The organism is Actinomycetota bacterium (assembly GCA_005774595.1).
In the GTDB taxonomy this organism is placed as follows: domain Bacteria; phylum Actinomycetota; class Coriobacteriia; order Anaerosomatales; family D1FN1-002; genus D1FN1-002.
Genome location: VAUM01000443.1, coordinates 1 through 1,285, shown reverse-complemented (window position 1 = coordinate 1,285; position 1,285 = coordinate 1). Strand labels below are relative to the sequence as shown.

Below are 1,285 nucleotides of genomic sequence, written 5' to 3'. Positions count from 1 at the left end.
TTCGGTGAACTGCGGGGCCATCGCCGCGAGCTCCGCCGCCCACGCGTTCGAGTCGACGTCGACGAGCAGGACGCCTTCCCGGATCCCCCGCGCCCTCGTGTGCGCGGCGACTCGCGGCCCGGCCGCCTCGGCCCACACGTCGGCCGCGCGGGCCTCCCGCAGCCGGCCGCTGCGGTCGAGCCGGCGCACGAGCGTGTCGATCGCGTCACGCAGGTCTCCTTGCGTCCCGCGGTCTCGCTTCACGCCGGCCCCACCTCCACGATCGCGGCACCGTCGAGCAGCCCGCTCGAGAAGTAGCCGATGTTCGTCGTCGTGATGAGCGCCTGTGTGTCCTCGCCGAGCAGCGCGGTGAGCGCGTCGCGCCGGCCGGCGTCGAGCTCGGACATCACGTCATCGAGGAGCAGCACGGGGGTGCGGGCGGCGACTTCGCGCACGACCGCCACCTCGGCCATCTTCCACGCGAGCACGGCGGTGCGCTGCTGTCCCTGCGAGGCGAACGCCCTGGCATCGTGTCCTCCGATCGAGAACGCGAGGTCGTCGCGGTGCGGGCCGGTGAGCGTCGCCTTGCGGGCGCGCTCCTCGGCCTGGCGCTCGCGCAGGCCGTCGCGGATGCGCGCAGCGAGCTCGTCCGCCTCGGTGGCGCCCCCGGCCCACGTGGACTCGTACGTGACGGCGAGCGCCTCCCCGCCGACGGACGAGTGCGCCTCGGCCGCGGCTGGGACGACCCGGGCGAGCAGGCGCAGGCGCAGCGCGCCGAGCCGGCCGCCCGCCTCGGCGAGCCGCTCGTCCCACGCGACCATCGCGGTCCGGTCGGCGTTCTCGTCGCGCAGCAGCGCGTTGCGCTGCCTCACCACGCGGCCGTACTCGGCGACCGCCTTCGCGTAGCCGGCCGACAGCGACGACCCGAGCGCGTCGAGGGCGTCCCGCCGGGCGTCCGCGGAACCTTTCACCATGCCAAGGTCGTCCGGGGTGAAGGACACCACTGGGACGAGCCCGGCCAGGTCCGCGCTCGACCGCTTCACCTTGCCGTTCACGCTCCACCGGCGGCGTCCGGCCGCCGGGGCCTCGAGGCGGACCGTGACGGGGCCGTTCTCGCCCTCGGCGACCGCCTCGACGACGGCGATGTCGGACCCCCACCGCACCGCGTCCGCCGGCGCCATCCTCCGGAAGGACGCCCCCCGGCACGCGAGCGAGACCGCCTCCAAGGCGTTCGTCTTGCCGGCGGCGTTCGGCCCTGTGAGGACCGTGACGTGCCGGGCGGGCCTGAGCTCGAGCCGTTCGTAGC

The 1,285-nt window shown here is 75.3% G+C and carries 2 protein-coding genes; both read right to left on the bottom strand.

The genetic code is table 11. From position 1 onward, the window contains the following. On the bottom strand, positions 1-243 hold a 243-nt coding region (locus FDZ70_10830), incomplete at its 3' end, for a DUF721 domain-containing protein (GenBank protein ID TLM65779.1). Then, positions 240-1,285 (bottom strand): DNA replication and repair protein RecF (gene recF / locus FDZ70_10825; protein TLM65778.1); only part of this gene is annotated, 1,046 nt, incomplete at its 5' end. The genes FDZ70_10830 and recF, both read right to left, overlap by 4 nt.